This is a genomic window from Pseudomonas sp. Larv2_ips (assembly GCF_963879675.1).
Classification (GTDB): Bacteria; Pseudomonadota; Gammaproteobacteria; order Pseudomonadales; family Pseudomonadaceae; genus Aquipseudomonas.
The window spans coordinates 177,685-193,803 of record NZ_CAWOAW010000031.1; the positions used below are offsets into that span (position 1 = coordinate 177,685).

Sequence of the window (16,119 nt, forward strand, 5' to 3'; positions counted from 1 at the left end):
TTTCAAACTCAAGGTTCTGCCTCGAGTCTCCAAAAACCCGCGAAAGCGGGTTTTTGCGTTTCAGGCCTTTGATTTCTAACGAGAATCTCGATTTATATTTTTGAATCAGGGGTTTACAGATCAAAAAGCCCTCCGTATAGTTCGCTCCATCAACGGCGCAAGCGTTGTTGATAAGCCCAGGTGGTGAAATTGGTAGACACGCCAGCTTCAGGTGCTGGTGATCGCAAGGTCGTGGAAGTTCGAGTCTTCTCCTGGGCACCAAATTCAGATCAAACCCGCGAAAGCGGGTTTTTTCGTTTCCGGGGTTTGAAAACCTGCCTGGCGATTTCCCCCGCTTGTCCGCACTTGAGAAGTTTTATCGTTTATCCTTGTAAGGATTTGTTGCACTCAAGTGAGGAAAACCCCGGATGATGATCCGCGATACCCGTCTCAAGACATCGCTTCTGCGTGGCCTGACCATCACTCTGCTCGGCCTGACCCTGCTCTCGCCCGCTGCCTATTCTGCCGACAAGGTTGCACTGACCTTGTACAACGGCCAACACAAGGAGGTCGGCGATGAACTCGCCAAAGCCTTCGAAGCCAAGACCGGCATTCACGTCAACGTGCGCAAAGGCAGCAGCAACCAGCTGGCCAGCCAGGTCGTCGAAGAAGGCGACCGCTCCCCTGCCGACGTGATCTACACCGAAGAATCGCCGCCACTGAACAAACTTGGCGAACAAGGCCTGCTGGCCAAGATCGATGCCAGTACGCTCGACGTATTGCCCAAGGATTATGTCGGCAGCAACGGCGACTGGATGGGCGTCACCGCACGCACCCGTGTCGTGGCGTTCAACCCAAAGCTGATCGCCGAAAAAGACCTGCCCAAGTCGGTGCTGGATTTCGCCGGCCCCGAGTGGCAAGGCAAAGTCGGTTTCGTACCCACCAGCGGCGCGTTCCAGGAACAAGCTGTGGCAATCATCAAACTGCACGGCCGCGAAGCCGCTGAAGAATGGCTGACCGGCTTGCGCGCCTTCGGCAAGGTCTACAGCAACAATATGGTCGCCCTCAAGGCTGTGGAAAACGGCGAAGTCGCCACCGTGCTGGTGAACAACTACTACTGGTTCGCCCTGAAGAAAGAAAAAACCAACCTGGATTCCCAACTCCACTACTTTACCGATGGCGACGCCGGTGGCCTGATCACTGTGTCTTCCGCCGCCGCGCTGAAATCCAGCAAGCACCCCAAAGAAGCCCAGCAATTGCTTGCCTTCATGGCCAGCGAAGAAGGCCAGCGTGTGATCACCAACACCTCGGCCGAATACCCGCTGCGCAAGGGCATGGAATCCAACCGTGGCCTTAAGCCTTTCAGCGAGCTGCAGCCGCCGAAAGTCACCCCTGCGGACCTTGGCAATGCCGAAGAAGCCCTGGACCTGGAACGTGACGTTGGCTTGAACTGATGAACCCATCGCTATCGGCCCCCGCCTCGCGCGGGGGTTTCAGCCCGCGACGCAAGCGCCCGTCGATCTGGCTGCTGATTCCCGTCCTATTCCTGGTTGGCCTGAGCCTGTTGCCGTTGGTGTATGTCGGCACAAAGGCCTGGCAGGCGGGCTGGGCACAAGCGATGCACCTGTTATGGCGCCCCTATGTGTTCGGGCTGCTGCGCAACACCCTGGCGCTGATGATTGGCGTGACGGTGGCCTGCGGCGTGATCGGCCTGTCGCTGGCGTGGCTACTGGAACGCAGCAACCTGCCGGGCCGACGCATCTGGGGCGTGATCCTGTGCCTGCCGTTTGCAGTGCCGGCGTTTGTCAGCAGCTTTACCTGGGTCTCGCTGAGCGCCCACTTCGAAGGGCTGGGCGGGGCGATCCTGGTGATGACCCTGTCCAAATACCCGCTGGTGTTTCTGCCGGTGGCGGCGACGCTGCGCAATCTTGATCCCTCTCTGGAAGAATCAGCCCGCACCCTGGGGCTGAATCGCTGGGGCGTGTTTTTGCGTGTCACCCTGCCCTTGCTGTGGCCATCGCTATTGGCCGGGGCACTGTTAATTGCGCTGCACATGCTGGTGGAATTCGGCGCGCTGTCGATCATCGGCCTGCAAACCTTTACCACCGCGATCTACCAACAGTTCGAGCTGGAGTTCAGCAATGCGAATGCCGCGATGCTCTCGGCAGTGTTGCTGGTGATGTGCCTGACGCTGCTGTGGCTGGAACTGCGCGTGCGCGGCAAGGGCCGGCACGTGCGCATCGGCCAGGGCGCGGCGCGGCATGCGGAACAGCTCAAGCTGGGGAAGTGGGCGGGCTTGGGCCAGGTGTATTGCCTGGCGCTGGCGATCATTGGCAGCGGCATTCCACTGGGAATGCTCGGGTACTGGCTGGCGGTGGGCTCATCGGCAGCCTTCCCCGTGGCCGAGATCGGTGAAGCACTGCTGTCGTCCCTTGCGCTGTCGCTGGGCGGCGCCGCGCTTTGCCTGGTGCTGGCCGTGCCAGTGGGGCTGCTGGTGGTGCGCTACAAAGGCCAATTGGCGATCTGGGCCGAGCGCCTGCCCTACCTGCTGCATGCCCTGCCCGGCTTGGTGATTGCATTGACGCTGGTGTATTTCGCACTGCATTACGTGCCGGTGCTGTACCAGACTTCCGCGCTGCTGTTGATTGCCTATGCGTTGCTGTTTTTGCCACTGGCACAGGCGCCGATCCGCACGGCTTTGAACAAGGCGGCACCGCAACTGGAAGAGGCCGCGCGCACGCTGGGTGCGTCGTCGTTCAGCGCGTTTTGCCGGGTGACCTTGCCGATTATTTTCCCGGCATTGGGCGCTGCATTTGCGCTGGTGTTTCTGGATGCGATGAAGGAATTGACCGCGACGCTGCTGCTCAGTCCGACGGGGTTGAACACCCTGGCGACGGCCGTGTGGGCGCACACCTCGAATGTGGAGTTCGCAGCGGCGGCGCCCTATGCGGCGTTGTTGATTCTGGTGTCGGGGTTGCCGGTGTATCTGCTCACGACTCGGATGTATCTGAGCCGCTGAAATAGCTTTCGCGAGCAAGCCCGCTCTCACACTTGAAACACATTCCAATGCGGGAGCGGGCTTGCTCGCGAAAGGGCCCTCCCAGGCGACATCAAGCCCTGAACTGCCCCAGGCTCGCCTTCAACTGCGCCGCCAACCCATCCAGCACCTTGCCACTGGCAGTAGTCTCAACCACCGCCTGCGCAGCACGCTCGGCCTGGGCATGAATCACCTCGACCCGCCCACGCACCGCGTGCGCACCCTGCGCCTGATGCTCAGCCGCGCGCGTCGCCAACCCAATCGCTGCGTGCACCTGCTCCACCGAAGCCTGCACCGTCTGCTGCAAGCGCACGCTGTCGCGCAGCACCAGCAAACCTTCATTGGCCTGACGCCCAGCCTTGCCGATGGTTTCCACCGCCTCGCGCGCGCCTTGCTGCAACGCCACGATGTGCGCCTGGATATCACCGGTAGAGCTTTGGGTTTTGCTGGCCAGCGCCCGCACCTCATCCGCCACAACCGCAAAACCACGCCCGGTCTCACCGGCGCGCGCAGCTTCGATGGCGGCGTTGAGCGCTAATAGGTTGGTCTGCTCGGCAATGCCGTGAATCACCGTGAGCACCACTTCGATCTGCTCGCTTTGCTGGGCCAGCCGCTCAATGACCTGGGAGCCGGCCTGCACCTGCCCGGCCAACGCTTCGATCAGGCTGCCGACTTCCGCCGAAGTGCGCGAGTTTTCGTCCGTGGCCTGGCGAATATCCACCACCTGCTGCAACGCCGCCTGCATCGCATGGCTTTCGGCCTGGGCCTCATCGGCCATTTGCGACAGTGCCCGCAAGCTCTCCGCCACTTCATCGCGCTGCAAACCGGCCGCCGCATCGGCGCCAGAATTGCGCAAGGTCATTGCGCCGATTTCCACGCCGGTGCGCTGGGCCACATCGCCGGCCTCTCGCACGATGGGCTGCAACTTATCCACAAAGCGATTGACCGCCGAAGCCATGTCGCCGATCTCGTCCTTGCTACTGATTTGCACGCGCTTGGTGAGGTCGCCCTCGCCCGCCGCCAGGTCATCCATGGCCGCAATCAGCAGCTTCAGACGATTGACCACGCGACGCCCAAGCACAACAGCGATCAGCAGCAACACGCCAAACCCAACAATCGCGAGCCCCATGCCGATGCGCCAACGCAAGGTGCCTGCAGCCTCCTGCACGGCGCTGGTGGTGTTGGCGGTCATTTGCGTGGCGGTGGCTTGCGCCGATTGCAGGCGCGCGCCCATGGCAGCTGCGCTGTCTGCGGCAGCGCCCTTGAGGCTGTCGCCCACCAGTTGATCGCTGCTGGCAATCAGTGCGGCAAACCGCTTGTCCAGTGCAGCCAGGTCAGTCTCTACCGCCGCAGTCGACACCCCCATGCGGACCTTGCCAATCTCTACGCCATTGGGGCTGATCGACGCTTCGACGTAGAACACGGAAGGGTCGTTTTTCGCCGCGTCCAGGACCTTATCCAGCGCACGGTCGCCCTGACCTTTGGCCAGCAATGCCTGGTTGATCGGGTTGTCACGGTTCAGATAACGGGTCAGATGCTCGCCGGCCGCATCGTCGTAGACCACGAACAGCACGTTGGGATTGCGCTGAGCGCGACGGGCAAACTCCGACAGCGTCGGCACGTCGCTGTCCCACATGGCGCGCGGCGCCACCGAGGCCAGCAGTTGCGCCATGTCGTTGGCCGAGTCTTGCAGGTCCTTTTCCAGGGTCGCACGCAGTTGCTTCTGCTCATCCTGCAAACGCGTGGATAGCCCCGCCGTCAGACGCTGGCGCGTGCTCGAAGACAGACTGTCCAGACTGGAGGTGACTTCCTTGCCGGCTTGCGCCAGCTCGCCGGACAGTTTCTGGCTGTCGATACCCAGGCGGTTGCCCAGATCAGCTTCCAATGCAGTGACCGTGCTCCGCGTCAGAGCGACGGCGACCAGCACTTGCACCAAAAGAGCGATACCAAGGGTAACGAACACCGGCCGCAACAGCCGGCTTTGTAACAATGAGAGAACGGCAGACACTGGGAATCCCTCCACCACGGGTGCCATTAATTTGATAGCACCGCGAAAGAAAGAACCATAGCAAGGGTCGTGCCGTTTACCAGGCAGATACGACAAAGGGCTCCCGAAGGAGCCCTTTGCTTTTTACATCAACAGCTTATTAAGCGAACGGGTGACGCAGAACGATGGTCTCGTTACGGTCCGGGCCCGTCGAAATAATGTCGATTGGCGCGCCGATCAGCTCTTCAACGCGCTTGATGTAAGCACGAGCGTTGGCTGGCAGCTCTTCGAGGGTTTTGGCACCCACGGTGGACTCGGTCCAACCCGGCACTTCTTCGTACACAGGCTGCAGGCCCACGTAGCTGTCAGCGTCGGTCGGCGCAACGTCCTTACCGTCTGCATCTTTGTAGCCGATGCAGATGTTGATGGTTTCCAGACCGTCGAGCACGTCCAGCTTGGTCAGGCAGATGCCCGAGATGCTGTTCACATCGATAGCGCGACGCAGGATAACCGCGTCGAACCAGCCGCAACGACGAGCACGGCCCGTGGTGGCGCCAAACTCATGACCTTGCTTGGCCAGGTGCGCGCCGACTTCGTCGAACAGCTCAGTCGGGAACGGGCCCGAACCTACGCGCGTGGTGTAAGCCTTGGTGATACCCAGGATGTAGTCCAGGAACATCGGGCCGACACCCGAACCGGTAGCAACGCCGCCAGCGGTGGTGTTGGAGCTGGTCACGTACGGGTAGGTGCCGTGGTCGATGTCGAGCAACGAACCCTGGGCGCCTTCGAACATGATGTCTTTGCCGGCGCGGCGCAGGTCGTGCAGCTCAGCCGTCACGTCGAGCATCAGCGGCTTCAGCAGCTCGGCGTACTCTTTGCACTCGGCCAGGGTCTTTTCGAATTCAATAGCCGGCTCTTTGTAGTAACCAACGAGCATGAAGTTGTGGTAATCCAACAGTTCACGCAGCTTGTCTTCAAAGCGCGGCATGTTGAGCAGGTCGCCCACACGCAGGCCACGACGTGCAACCTTGTCTTCGTAGGCTGGGCCGATGCCGCGACCGGTAGTACCGATCTTCAGCTCGCCACGGGCCTTTTCACGGGCCTGGTCCAGCGCAACGTGGAAGGACAGGATCAGCGGGCAGGACGGGCTGATACGCAGGCGCTCGCGCACCGGTACACCCTTCTCTTCCAGCTTGGTGATCTCGCGCAGCAGGGCGTCAGGTGCAACCACCACGCCGTTGCCGATCAGGCACTGCACGCCTTCGCGCAATACGCCCGACGGGATCAGGTGCAAGACGGTTTTTTCGCCATCGATGACCAGGGTGTGGCCAGCGTTGTGGCCACCTTGGTAGCGCACTACGGCGGCAGCATGTTCGGTCAGCAGATCAACGATCTTGCCTTTGCCCTCATCACCCCATTGGGTGCCCAGGACTACGACATTCTTACCCATAACACTTGTCCTCATTCGCGCAAACTTGGTGCCGGCGATGGCCGGCAGGAAAACTCAAGAAGCCAGTGGCGATACTTGCCAAAGCCCGTTCTGCAGAATCAATTGCCGGTCGCAGTCCGCTTCACGGGCGGCGGCCAATGGCTGCCCAGGCAAAGCCTGGACGACACGCTGACCCTCACTGCGCAACTGGCAAACCTGCTGCCAGAGTGCTGCGTCCGTGCTGTCGGGCATCCAGACGCCACCAGACGGCAGCTCGACCTCAGCACGCCCCAGGGTCACCAGGGTTTTCAAATCAGTGGAAAAGCCGGTCGCCGGACGGGCGCGACCGAAGTCGGCGCCGATGTCGTCATAGCGACCGCCTTGGGCGATGGCCTGGCCAACACCCGGTACAAACACGGCAAACACCACACCGGTGTGGTAGTGGTAGCCGCGCAACTCGCCCAGGTCAAAATACAGCGGCAGTTGCGGGAAGCGCGCCGACAAACGCTCGGCAATCGCCAGCACGTCATCGAGCGCCGCCAATACGAGCGCCGGCGCATTGGCCAGGCGCTCGCGCGCAGCCACCAGCACTTCACGACCACCGCACAGATCAACCAACGCGCGCAGCATGCCGGCGAGGTCTGCAGGTACACCCTCGGTAAGGGCGATCACTTCATCGATTGCCTTGCGTTGCAGAGCATCGAACAACTGCTGCTCAACTTCACCAGACAAGCCGGCCGCGCGGGCCAAGCCACGGTAGATACCAACGTGGCCCAGGTCCATGTGCACATCCGGCACGTCAGCCAGTTGCAGCATGGCCAACATCAAGCTGATCACTTCAACGTCGCTGCTCGGGCTGGCATCACCGTACAACTCAGCGCCCAATTGAATCGGGCTACGCGAAGACGACAAGGCACGCGGCTGCGCATGCAGCACGCTGCCGGCATAGCAAAGACGGCTGGGACCTTCGCGGCGCAGGGTGTGCGCATCGATCCGCGCCACTTGCGGCGTGATGTCGGCGCGAAAGCCCATTTGCCGACCCGATTGCGGGTCGATGACCTTGAAGGTGCGCAGATCCAGGTCCTGGCCCGCGCCGGTCAGCAGGGATTCCAGGTACTCGATATGGGGGGTCACGACAAACTCGTAACCCCAGCTCTGGAACAGATCCAACACCTGGCGACGCGCTACTTCAATGCGCGCAGCTTCTGGTGGCAGTACTTCTTCGATGCCATCTGGCAGCAGCCAGCGGTCTACCGTTGCCATTACGCCATTCCCCTATGATCCGGGCGGCCAGCCCTCGGCCGAGCCCTGAGTGAAGCAGAAAATGCCCGGCCCCTGCATAAACAACGCGCAAGAACGACGTGACGAAATGGCCTGCTAGCGGCCTCGTCGGGCACTTTCCTCGAAAAACCTGTGGCGTCTGCAACGCACCACAACAATCAAACATGCAGACGCAAAAAAGCCGGGAATTTCCCGGCTGCCGCATCATACACCCGTTTTCTGAAAGGATCACCCCGCCAGGCATTTTAGCCGCCCGACGGAGTGTGTCCTACAGAATCACCGGCTGGTTACTTGGACTTTTCCAGGTAGCGGAAGAAGTCGCTGCTTGGGTCCAGTACCATGACGTCGGTTTTGTTCGCGAAGCTTTCACGGTAGGCGCGCAGGCTACGGTAGAACGCGTAAAACTCCTGATCCTGACCGTAAGCCTTGGCGTAGATCGCCGCAGCTTGAGCATCGCCATCACCACGGGCCTCTTCAGACTCGCGATAGGCTTCTGCCAGCAGTACACGGCGCTGACGGTCGGCATCCGCACGGATACCTTCTGCCAACTCGTTACCCTTGGCGCGGTGCTCACGGGCTTCACGCTCACGTTCGGTGCTCATACGCTCGAACACGCTGCGGTTCACTTCCTTGGGCAGGTCGATCGCCTTGACCCGGACATCAACAACCTCGATGCCCAGTTCTTTTTCAGCCATGGTGTTCAGCGAACGCGTGATGTCAGCCATCAGCGCATCACGCTCACCGGATACCACCTCGTGCAGGGTGCGTTTACCGAACTGGTCACGCAGGCCCGATTCCAGACGGCGCGACAAACGCTCGTCGGCAATCTGCTTGAGGCCGGATGTCGCGGTGTAGAAGCGCTCGGCATCCTTGACGCGCCACTTGGCGTAGGCGTCAACCATCACGGCTTTCTTTTCCAGGGTCAGGAAGCGCTGTGTCGGTGCATCCAGGGTCATCAGGCGGCCGTCGAACTTGCGCACCTGGTTCACGTAGGGGACCTTCACATGCAGGCCCGGTTGGACATCCGCCTGGACCACACGACCGAATTGCAGCAACACCGCGCGCTCGGTCTGAGACACGATGTAGAAGCAGTTCCAGGCAGCGATGACCACGACGACGCCCACAATCAGGGCGGTCAGCGATTTATTGCTCATCAACGACTCTCCCTGGTACGTGTTTGCTGTTGCAGCAAGTCAGCGGCCGCACGGGCGCTCGCTTCGTTGGCAGCAGCGGTCGAACCGGTAGCCGGTGCGCTGGTGCTGCTACGACCACCTTCGATCATCTTGTCCAGCGGCAGGTACAGCAGGTTGTTCTGCCCACCCTTGCTACCGGTCACGAGAACCTTGCTGGTGTTGCTGAAGACTTCCTGCATGGTGTCCAGGTACAGACGCTCACGCGTGACTTCCGGAGCCTTGCGGTACTCGGCGACCAGCTTGGTAAAGCGATCCGCCTCACCCTTGGCGCGGGAAACCACTTCGTCGCGGTAACCATTGGCATCCTCGAGGATACGCTGGGCCTGACCGCGCGCTTCCGGCACGACGCCGTTGGCATAGGTCTCAGCCTGGTTGCGCGAACGCTGCTCGTCTTCACGGGCGCGGATCACGTCGTCAAAGGCTTCCTGCACTTCGCGCGGTGCAGCAGCGCTCTGTACGTTCACCTGGGTGACAGTGATACCGGTGCGATAAGTGTCGAGGAACCGCTGCAGGCGCTCCTTGATCTCGCTGGCCATCAATTCACGACCTTCGGTCAGCACCTGGTCCATGGCGGTAGAACCGACCACGTGACGCAGTGCACTTTCGGTTGCGTGTTGCAGGCTGATTTCCGGCTGATCAACGTTCAGCACGAAGTCCTGCAGGTTGCTGATCTTGTACTGCACGGTCAGCGGCACTTCGACGATGTTCTCGTCTTCGGTCAGCATCTGGCCCTGCTTGGTATAGGCACGCTCACGCGTGACGTTTTCCATGTACTTCTTGTCGATCGGGGGGAAGTAGATATTCAGGCCCGGGCCGACAGTCTCGTAGTACTTGCCGAAGCGCAGCACCACGGCCTGCTCCTGCTCGTCCACGACGTAAACCGCGCTGTACAGCCACACGGCTGCGAGCACGACAAGACCCAGGCCCAGCAGGCCATAGCCACCGCCCTTGCTTGTGCGACCGCCGTCGTCACCACCACGTTTTTTCCCACCACCGAACAACCCATTCAGGCTTTCCTGCAGCTTTCGGAAGGCCTCGTCGAGATCCGGTGGCCCCTTGCGGTCGCCATTATTGCGGCGCTTACCACCCCAAGGATCCTGATTATTCGAGTTGCCACCCGGCTCATTCCAAGCCATAGCGCTCTCCATCTGATAAAGCAAAGACGCACCCACGGCGCGCCGACCAATGCTACAGAATGCCTGCTACTGCGGCACAACCGCTTTCGGAGGCTTTTATTGCAAAGTGTGTTGTTCGATGAACTCCGTCGGCACCACACCTTCACGGCTGACCAGCCGATTCAGCTCCGAGCGCGGCAATCGAACGGCCAGCAAGCTGACACCTTCTTCGTCGTATTCTTCTTTCTGTACGGCGCCCAGCTCGAAAAACTGTGCACGCAGTCGAGCAAAACGCTGAGGCAAGCGCAAGGTGCCGACAAACAAATCGCTGCCCAGCAACTCGGCAATGGCTTGTTCAAGCAACTCCAAACCACTGCCATCGCGCGCCGACAGCCAGACCCGCTGGGGCTTGCCGTCTTCATCACGCTGAATTTGTGGCTCAACGCCTTCAAGCAAATCGAGTTTGTTATAGACCTCGAGGATCGGCAAGTCCTGTGCACCAATCTCGCCCAGCACCACCATCACCTGCTCGATTTGCAACATGCGATCCGGTTCGGCCGCATCGATCACGTGCAACAGCAGGTCGGAATTGCTCGACTCTTCGAGCGTAGACCGAAACGCCTCGACCAGCTTGTGAGGCAAGTGACGAATGAAACCCACGGTGTCGGCCAGGACAATCGGCCCCAGGTCGTCCAGTTCCAGACGGCGCAAGGTCGGGTCGAGGGTGGCGAACAGTTGGTCGGCCGCGTACACGTCCGATTTCGTCACGTTATTGAACAGGGTGGATTTGCCGGCGTTGGTATAGCCCACCAGGGAAACGGTGGGGATGTCCGCCCGCATGCGGCCGCGACGCGATTGCTCACGCTGGCTGCGCACTTTTTCCAGACGGCCCTTGATCTGACGCAGGCGAACCCGCAGCAGACGGCGGTCGGTTTCCAGCTGGGTTTCACCCGGACCACGCATGCCGATACCGCCACCCTGACGCTCAAGGTGAGTCCAGCCGCGAACCAGCCGGGTGCTCATGTGGTCAAGCTGGGCCAGTTCGACCTGGAGCTTGCCTTCATGGGTACGGGCGCGTTGGGCGAAAATATCGAGAATCAGACCGGTGCGGTCGATCACGCGACACTCGAAAACACGTTCGAGGTTGCGTTCCTGACTGGGCGTGAGGGTGTGATTGAAGATCACCAGATCGGCTTCTTCAGCATGGACCAGGTCGCGCAGTTCCTCGACCTTGCCGCTGCCGATCAGGAATTTGGCGGTTGGCCGATGACGCGGTACGTTAAAAAACGCAACGGTCTCGGCGCCGGCCGAATTTGCCAACTCCTGAAACTCCTGCGGATCTTCGCGCGCCTCAGGGTCCTGTCCATCCAAGTGAACGAGGATTACTCGCTCACCACCACCGTGGCGCTCAAAGAACAAAGGAGACTCCTATCAGGCGTTACCTGGCTCAGCGTCACCCTGTTCGGTATCAGTTGCGCTAGGCAGACGGATAGGACGAACGGGAACGACTGTCGAGATAGCGTGCTTGTAAACCATCTGGCTGACGGTGTTTTTCAGCAGGATCACGAACTGGTCGAACGACTCGATCGTGCCTTGCAGCTTGATCCCGTTGACCAGGTAGATGGAAACCCCCACTTTCTCTTTACGTAAAGTATTCAAGTAAGGGTCTTGTAGCGAATGCCCTTTTGACATGTGCCGCACTCCTTTAAGGATCAATAATAAAATTCGGAAAATAGATAGCTTATGGCCGTCACACCCCCAAGGATAGACGGCAATTGCAAGGACTCAGCTCAATATGGAGACCGTTCCCAAGTATTTCAAGGCGCGTGACAGATTGTCGCTGTCCAGGCTGTCCAGCCAGTGCAAATCGCTCCAGCTGCGCAACCAGGTGAACTGGCGTTTCGCCAATTGGCGCGTGGCAATGATGCCGCGCTCCTGCATTTCGGCTGACGTCAGCTTGCCATCCAGATGATCCCAGACTTGGCGGTAGCCAACAGCACGTATCGACGGCAACCCAGCATGCAGGTCACCTCGGGAACGCAGTGCTACGACCTCATCCACAAACCCCTGTTCCAACATAATTGTGAATCTTTGTGCAATTCGTTCATGCAGCACCTGACGATTTGCCGGAGCAATGGCCAGATTCGCCACAGTATAGGGCAATACTGCCCGTCCAGACGCGCCTGCGTCAGCACTTTGCGCAGTTTGTTTCAGCCGATGTTCAGTCATGGTCTGCCCGCTGACGCGCCAGACTTCCAGGGCGCGAGTGAGGCGCTGCGGGTCATTGGGATGAATGCGCGCCGCCGATACCGGGTCAACCGCCGCCAATTGGTCGTGCAGGGCTTGCCAGCCAAGGCGTACAGCCTCTTCCTCGAGTGCAGCGCGCACTTGAGCGTCAGCCGGCGGCATATCCGCCAGGCCTTCCTGCAACGCCTTGTAGTAGAGCATCGTGCCGCCCACCAGCAGCGGAATATTGCCCCGCGCGGTGATTTCGGCCATGGCGGCCAAGGCATCGGCGCGAAAATCTGCCGCAGAATAGCTCTCGGCCGGGTCGATGATGTCGATCAGCTTATGCGGATATTCGGCCAGCAGCGCTTTTGAAGGCTTGGCCGTACCGATGTCCATGTCCCGGTAAACCAGGGCAGAGTCGACACTGATCAGCTCGCACGGCAACACCTTGGTCAGCTCAATGGCCAGGTCAGTCTTGCCGGCAGCCGTGGGGCCCATCAGGAAGATTGCGGGGGGCAAGGCGCTCATCAACGGCCGCGCAAGAACAGTTTGTCCAGATCGTCCAGGCCCATTTGGGTCCAGGTCGGTCGGCCGTGGTTGCATTGGCCGCTGCGCTCGGTGTTTTCCATGTCGCGCAGCAAGCCGTTCATTTCTGGCAAGGCCAGGCGCCGATTGGCGCGGATCGCACCGTGGCAGGCCATGGTGCCGAGCAGTTCGTTGATGTGGGCCTGGATGCGGTCACTGGTGCCGTACTCCATCAAGTCAGCCAGCACGTCGGCGACCAGACTGTTAGCTTCAGCTTGCTTGAGCAGCGCAGGAATCTGGCGGATCGCCAGGGTTTCCGGGCCAAGGCGCTGCAATTCGAAGCCCAGTTTCTGGAACACGCTGTGGTGCTCTTCAGCGCAATCGGCTTCACGCTGGCTGACGGCCAGGGACTCCGGCACCAGCAATGGCTGGCCGCTCAGGCCTTCGCTGGCCATGGCGATCTTCAAGCGCTCGTACATGATCCGCTCGTGGGCGGCGTGCATGTCCACCAGCACCAGGCCGTGGGCGTTTTCCGCGAGGATGTAGATGCCTTTGAGTTGCGCCAGCGCATAGCCCAGCGGCGGGATATCACCGCCGCCTTCTGGCAACGCGACAGCATTGGGCTCGGCACCCGGCAGCGGCGCAAAAAACTCACGATAGGCCGCCTGGGCCTCAGCCACCGGCACTGCCGACTGCGGACGCGGTGTGTATTGATACTGATAGCCGGCACCGGAGCCGGAACCCGGTGCCGTATAGCTCGGCTGCGGCTGCGGCGATTGCAGCAGGTTGGCCGCCAGGCTCATTTCGCCTTGAGGGCCAAACTCACCGGCTTCCGGGCCGCTCGGCCGCACCACCGCCGTCACGATCGGCGCAGACAGCTGATCATCCGGGCGCACATCGCCCAGCGCGCGGTGCAAAGTGCCATAAAGGAAGTCATGCACCATGCGCCCGTCACGGAAGCGCACTTCGTGTTTGGTCGGGTGCACGTTGACGTCGACCACCGAAGGATCGACCTCAAAAAACAGCACAAACGTAGGATGCCGCCCGTTGAACAGCACGTCGCGGTAGGCCTGACGCACAGCGTGGGCCACCAATTTGTCGCGTACCGCGCGGCCATTCACAAAGAAATACTGCAAGTCCGCCTGGCTACGGGAAAAGGTTGGCAAACCCACCCAGCCCCACAGCCGCAAGCCATTGCGCTCGATCTCGATCGGCAACGCCTGCTCCAGGAAACCCGCGCCGCAGATTGCCGACACACGCCGAGCGCGCGCCGCGTCGTCATGGGCTTCGTGCAGGCTGAGGATGGTCTTGCCGTTATGGCGCAAGTGAAACGCCACGTCGAAACGCGCCAAGGCCAGGCGCTTGATGACTTCTTGCAGATGATCGAATTCGGTTTTTTCGGCCTTGAGGAATTTGCGCCGCGCCGGGGTATTGAAGAACAGGTCGCGCACTTCCACCGAAGTGCCCACCGGGTGCGCCGCCGGCTGAACCCTGGGCGCCATGTCGCGGCCTTCGGTTTCCACCTGCCAGGCCTGCTCGGCGCTGCGGGTGCGCGAAGTCAGGGTCAGGCGCGCCACCGAGCTGATAGACGCCAGGGCCTCACCGCGAAAACCCAGGCTCATGACCCGCTCAAGGTCTTCGAGGTCGCGAATCTTGCTGGTGGCGTGACGCGCCAGGGCCAGCGGCAGGTCATCGGAGGAGATGCCGCTGCCGTCGTCGCGAACGCGCAGCAGCTTGACGCCACCCTGTTCCACGTCGACGTCAATGCGCTTGGCGCCGGAGTCGATGCTGTTTTCCAGCAGCTCCTTGATCACCGACGCCGGGCGCTCAACCACCTCGCCCGCGGCAATCTGGTTGGCCAGGCGTGGGCTGAGCAGCTCGATGCGCGAGCCACTGTTCAAGACTGATTCGCTCATTACTGCGCCGCCAATTCGGTGCCAGGGATGGTCAACACCTGGCCGACTTTCAACTCATCGGTCTTCAGGTTATTGGCGCTGCGCAAGGTAGCGGCCGACACCTGAAAACGCACGGCCAGCATCGCCAGGGTGTCGCCAGGCTGCACGCGATGGTCACGTGGGCCCTGGGCGATTTTCCCGGAGTCACGCAGCCAGGCGATGTAAGTGCCCGGCGGCGGGTTCTGTTGGAAGAACTGACGAATGCCGGCGCTGATCGAGCGCGCCAACGCCTGCTGGTGGCTCGCACTGGCCAGCTTCGAGGCCTCGTTGGAGTTGGAGATAAACCCGGTTTCGACCAGGATCGACGGAATGTCCGGCGACTTCAACACCATGAACCCGGCCTGCTCCACGCGCTGTTTGTGCAGCGAGGTGACGCGACCGATGTTGCTCAGGACCTTTTGGCCAACGTTCAAGCTGGAGGTCAGCGAGGCGGTCATCGACAGGTCGAGCAGTACGCCAGCGAGCATTTTGTCTTTGTCGTCGAGGGACACGTTGCCAGCCCCGCCGATCAAGTCGGAACGGTTTTCGCTGTCGGCCAGCCAGCGCGCGGTCTCGGACGTGGCGCCGCGATCCGACAACGCAAACACCGAAGCACCAAAGGCGGCGGCCGATGGCGCGGCGTCGGCGTGGATCGACACGAACAGGTCGGCGCCCTTCTTGCGAGCGATCTCGGTACGGCCACGCAAAGGAATGAAGTAGTCGCCGGTACGGGTCAGCTCGGCGCGATAGCCTTTCATGCCACTGACCTGACGTTGCAGTTCACGGGCGATGGCCAGCACCACGTCTTTTTCATGCTGGCCGCGCGAGCCGGAGGCGCCCGGGTCTTCACCGCCGTGACCGGCGTCGATCACCACGATAATGTCGCGCTTGCCCGCAGGTGCGGGCGGCGGTGGTGGAAGCTTGACCTGAGGCTGCGATGGATTGACCGGCACGGCCGGCACAGTCGCCACGCTTGGCGTCGGCGCAGGCGGCGGCGCGGCATCGGCGGCATTGTCGAACAGGTCGACCACCAGGCGGTTGCCGTATTGGGCGTTCGGCGCCAGCACAAAGCTTTTCGGGGTCACCGCCTTTTTCAGGTCGATCACCACCCGCAGGTCGGTCGGCGTGCGCTGCGCCGAGCGCATCGAGGTAATCGGCGTGTTGGCGGTGGAGACTTTCAACGGCGCGGCCAGGGTCGCACCGTTGATGTCGATCACCAGCCGATCAGGCGCCGTGAGGGTAAAGACGCTGTGCTGGACCGGGCCAGACAGGTCAAACACCAGTCGCGTGTTATCCGGCGCTCGCCACAGGCGAACACTTTTCACCTGTGAAGCAGCCAGAGCATTGAAAGTCATTGCCGCAAGCAACACCCCTACGACAGCAACCATCGCGCGAAAGCGCATACCTAAC

Annotated in this window: 12 protein-coding genes and 1 tRNA gene; 3 read left to right on the forward strand and 10 right to left on the reverse strand. The window is 61.1% G+C overall.

Annotated features, from left to right (window positions below):
* The first annotated feature begins 174 nt into the window (after window positions 1-174).
* From AACV02_RS26455 to AACV02_RS26465, 3 genes are all read left to right on the forward strand, one after another.
* A tRNA-Leu gene (locus AACV02_RS26455) sits at window positions 175-261 on the forward strand.
* Between the two features lie 146 nt (window positions 262-407).
* Window positions 408-1,433 carry an iron ABC transporter substrate-binding protein gene (locus tag AACV02_RS26460; protein WP_119737913.1) on the forward strand — a complete coding sequence of 342 codons (1,026 nt, stop codon included), beginning with the start codon at window positions 408-410 and terminating at the stop codon, window positions 1,431-1,433.
* The gene (locus tag AACV02_RS26465; protein WP_119737916.1) at window positions 1,433-2,998 is read left to right on the forward strand and encodes an ABC transporter permease; all 1,566 of its coding nucleotides are present in this window, start codon (window positions 1,433-1,435) and stop codon (window positions 2,996-2,998) included. The genes AACV02_RS26460 and AACV02_RS26465 overlap by 1 nt, the downstream gene beginning before the upstream one ends.
* 91 nt (window positions 2,999-3,089) lie before the next feature.
* Here AACV02_RS26465 and AACV02_RS26470 read toward each other — a convergent pair whose 3' ends face one another.
* The 10 genes from AACV02_RS26470 to AACV02_RS26515 all read right to left on the reverse strand — a co-directional run bounded on the left by AACV02_RS26470 (window position 3,090) and on the right by AACV02_RS26515 (window position 16,112).
* Window positions 3,090-5,024, reverse strand: a complete 1,935-nt coding sequence (locus AACV02_RS26470; protein ID WP_119737918.1) for a methyl-accepting chemotaxis protein — start codon at window positions 5,022-5,024, stop codon at window positions 3,090-3,092.
* Between the two features lie 139 nt (window positions 5,025-5,163).
* On the reverse strand, window positions 5,164-6,453 hold the full coding sequence (locus AACV02_RS26475; protein WP_119737920.1) for an adenylosuccinate synthase: 1,290 nt from the start codon (window positions 6,451-6,453) through the stop codon (window positions 5,164-5,166).
* Window positions 6,454-6,507: 54 nt separating this feature from the next.
* Window positions 6,508-7,695, reverse strand: coding sequence for an ATP phosphoribosyltransferase regulatory subunit (locus AACV02_RS26480; protein WP_119737922.1), 1,188 nt, complete (start codon window positions 7,693-7,695; stop codon window positions 6,508-6,510).
* Window positions 7,696-8,000: 305 nt separating this feature from the next.
* On the reverse strand, window positions 8,001-8,867 hold the full coding sequence (gene hflC / locus AACV02_RS26485; protein ID WP_017138460.1) for a protease modulator HflC: 867 nt from the start codon (window positions 8,865-8,867) through the stop codon (window positions 8,001-8,003).
* Entirely contained in the window at window positions 8,867-10,042 is a 1,176-nt protein-coding gene (hflK, locus tag AACV02_RS26490) for an FtsH protease activity modulator HflK (RefSeq protein WP_106577626.1), read from the reverse strand. Before hflK ends, hflC begins: the two co-directional genes overlap by 1 nt.
* Window positions 10,043-10,138: 96 nt before the next feature.
* Window positions 10,139-11,440, reverse strand: a complete 1,302-nt coding sequence (gene hflX, locus AACV02_RS26495) for a ribosome rescue GTPase HflX (protein ID WP_106577625.1) — start codon at window positions 11,438-11,440, stop codon at window positions 10,139-10,141.
* A gap of 12 nt (window positions 11,441-11,452) precedes the next feature.
* A complete protein-coding gene (gene hfq / locus AACV02_RS26500; RefSeq protein ID WP_083355553.1) occupies window positions 11,453-11,713 on the reverse strand; it encodes an RNA chaperone Hfq in 261 nt (86 codons plus the stop codon).
* A gap of 93 nt (window positions 11,714-11,806) precedes the next feature.
* Window positions 11,807-12,778 carry a tRNA (adenosine(37)-N6)-dimethylallyltransferase MiaA gene (gene miaA, locus AACV02_RS26505; protein ID WP_119737924.1) on the reverse strand — a complete coding sequence of 324 codons (972 nt, stop codon included), beginning with the start codon at window positions 12,776-12,778 and terminating at the stop codon, window positions 11,807-11,809.
* Window positions 12,778-14,691 carry a DNA mismatch repair endonuclease MutL gene (gene mutL / locus AACV02_RS26510; RefSeq protein ID WP_119737926.1) on the reverse strand — a complete coding sequence of 638 codons (1,914 nt, stop codon included), beginning with the start codon at window positions 14,689-14,691 and terminating at the stop codon, window positions 12,778-12,780. The genes miaA and mutL overlap by 1 nt, the downstream gene beginning before the upstream one ends.
* A complete protein-coding gene (locus AACV02_RS26515) occupies window positions 14,691-16,112 on the reverse strand; it encodes an N-acetylmuramoyl-L-alanine amidase (protein ID WP_106577622.1) in 1,422 nt (473 codons plus the stop codon). The genes mutL and AACV02_RS26515 overlap by 1 nt, the downstream gene beginning before the upstream one ends.
* Between the last annotated feature and the right edge of the window lie 7 nt (window positions 16,113-16,119).

What these genes read in the sequence shown, in the direction of transcription:
- hflC (WP_017138460.1), bottom strand. Translation starts at nt 8,867, where the DNA reads ATGAGCAATAAATCGCTGACCGCCCTGATTGTGGGCGTCGTCGTGGTC.
- AACV02_RS26465 (WP_119737916.1), top strand. Translation starts at nt 1,433, where the DNA reads ATGAACCCATCGCTATCGGCCCCCGCCTCGCGCGGGGGTTTCAGCCCG.
- AACV02_RS26515 (WP_106577622.1), bottom strand. Translation starts at nt 16,112, where the DNA reads ATGCGCTTTCGCGCGATGGTTGCTGTCGTAGGGGTGTTGCTTGCGGCA.
- AACV02_RS26480 (WP_119737922.1), bottom strand. Translation starts at nt 7,695, where the DNA reads ATGGCAACGGTAGACCGCTGGCTGCTGCCAGATGGCATCGAAGAAGTA.
- AACV02_RS26460 (WP_119737913.1), top strand. Translation starts at nt 408, where the DNA reads ATGATGATCCGCGATACCCGTCTCAAGACATCGCTTCTGCGTGGCCTG.
- hfq (WP_083355553.1), bottom strand. Translation starts at nt 11,713, where the DNA reads ATGTCAAAAGGGCATTCGCTACAAGACCCTTACTTGAATACTTTACGT.
- miaA (WP_119737924.1), bottom strand. Translation starts at nt 12,778, where the DNA reads ATGAGCGCCTTGCCCCCCGCAATCTTCCTGATGGGCCCCACGGCTGCC.
- AACV02_RS26475 (WP_119737920.1), bottom strand. Translation starts at nt 6,453, where the DNA reads ATGGGTAAGAATGTCGTAGTCCTGGGCACCCAATGGGGTGATGAGGGC.
- mutL (WP_119737926.1), bottom strand. Translation starts at nt 14,691, where the DNA reads ATGAGCGAATCAGTCTTGAACAGTGGCTCGCGCATCGAGCTGCTCAGC.
- hflK (WP_106577626.1), bottom strand. Translation starts at nt 10,042, where the DNA reads ATGGCTTGGAATGAGCCGGGTGGCAACTCGAATAATCAGGATCCTTGG.